At 63.5% G+C, this 1,850-nt stretch carries 2 protein-coding genes; both read left to right on the forward strand.

What is annotated here, in order from left to right:
• Nucleotides 1-1,262 (forward strand): carboxyltransferase domain-containing protein (locus OQK_RS30990; protein WP_238537147.1); only part of this gene is annotated, 1,262 nt, incomplete at its 5' end.
• Between the two features lie 25 nt (nt 1,263-1,287).
• On the forward strand, nt 1,288-1,850 hold a 563-nt coding region (locus OQK_RS30995), incomplete at its 3' end, for an amidase family protein (protein WP_443216327.1).

Below are 1,850 nucleotides of genomic sequence, written 5' to 3' on the forward strand. Positions count from 1 at the left end.
CACAAGGGATTGTGTCGCCTGTGGTTCTTGAGTTGGGTCAGGGGGATCGGCGGCTTGTCGGGCGGGTTTCTGGCGACACTCATTTACTGCTGGAAATCGGCGCGCCGGAGCTCGATCTGGTCCTGCGCTTCCGCGCCCACGCGCTGATGCAGGCGCTGGAAAGCCAGGCCCTGCATGGCGTGATCGACCTCACCCCGGGCATTCGCTCGCTGCAAGTGCACTACCAGCCGGAGCAACTGCCGCTGGCCGATCTGCTGGGCATCATCGCCGGCGAATGGGACGCGGTGTGCGCCGCCAAGGACTTGCAAGTGCCATCGCGCATCGTGCACTTGCCGCTGTCGTGGGACGACCCGGCCTGCCAGTTGGCGATCGAGAAATACATGACCACCGTGCGCAAGGACGCGCCGTGGTGCCCGAGCAATCTGGAGTTCATCCGGCGCATCAACGACCTGCCGAATCTCGACGAAGTGCAGCGCACGGTGTTCGATGCGAGTTATCTGGTGATGGGCCTTGGCGACGTTTACCTCGGCGCGCCGGTGGCCACGCCGCTCGACCCGCGTCATCGTCTGGTGACCACCAAGTACAACCCGGCACGTACCTGGACCGCCGAGAATTCGGTCGGCATCGGCGGCGCCTACATGTGCGTGTACGGCATGGAAGGCCCGGGCGGTTATCAGTTTGTCGGGCGCACTCTGCAGATGTGGAATCGCTATCGCGAAGTCGCCGCGTTCGATGGCAAACCGTGGCTGCTGCGCTTCTTCGATCAGATCCGCTTCTACCCGGTCAGCGCTGAAGAACTGCTGCGCATCCGCCGCGATTTCCCGCTGGGGCGCTTCGATCTGAACATCGAACACAGCCAACTCAACCTCGCCGACTATCAGGCATTTCTCAGTCAGGAAGCCGCGGGCATCAGCGCTTTCCGTGCGCAGCAACAGGGCGCGTTCAAGGCTGAACGCGAACGCTGGATCGCCAGTGGCCAGGCGCATTTCGACAGCGAAGAAGCCGTGCCTGACGCCAGCGAAGAAGCACCGCTGCAAAGCGGTGAACACAGCGTCGACAGCCACATCGCCGGCAATCTCTGGCAGGTGCAGGTCGAGGCTGGCCAGCGTGTCGCGGCGGGCGATGTGCTGGTGATTCTCGAGTCGATGAAGATGGAAATCCCTGTGCTCGCGCCGCTGGCCGGCGTGGTGCGAGAGATCCGCGTGCAACCCGGTTCGGCGGTGCGCGCCGGACAACGGGTGGTGGTGCTGGAACTCGACTGAAGCCATTTTTTATAAGGATCAACCGATGAATCTGCAACTCGATGCACTGCGCCAGGCCTATCGCAATGGCGATACCACACCGCGCCAACTGCTGCTGCACTTGCGCGAAAAAGCCGCTGCGCTGAACCCCGACTATCACCTGTTCATCCACCTGCTCAGCGTCGATGAACTGGAGCCGTATCTGGCCGCCCTCGACGGTCGTGACCTCGACAGCCTGCCGCTGTATGGCGTGCCATTCGCGATCAAGGACAACATCGATCTGGCGGGCATCCCGACCACCGCCGCGTGCCCGGCGTTCGCCTATGTGCCGCAGCAGTCGGCGACTATCGTCGAGCAGCTGTTGGCGCTGGGGGCGATTCCGCTGGGCAAGACCAATCTCGATCAGTTTGCCACCGGCCTCAATGGCAGCCGCTCGCCATACGGAGCGTGCCCGAACAGTGTGCTGGCGGAATATCCGTCCGGCGGTTCCAGCGCCGGCTCGTCACTGGCGGCAGCGCTGGGTGTGGCGAGTTTCGCCTTGGGCACTGACACCGCCGGTTCCGGGCGAGTGCCGGCGGCGCTGAATAATCTGGTGGGATTGAAGGCGAG

Source organism: Pseudomonas sp. R62 (assembly GCF_000257605.1).
Lineage (GTDB): Bacteria > Pseudomonadota > Gammaproteobacteria > Pseudomonadales > Pseudomonadaceae > Aquipseudomonas > Aquipseudomonas atacamensis.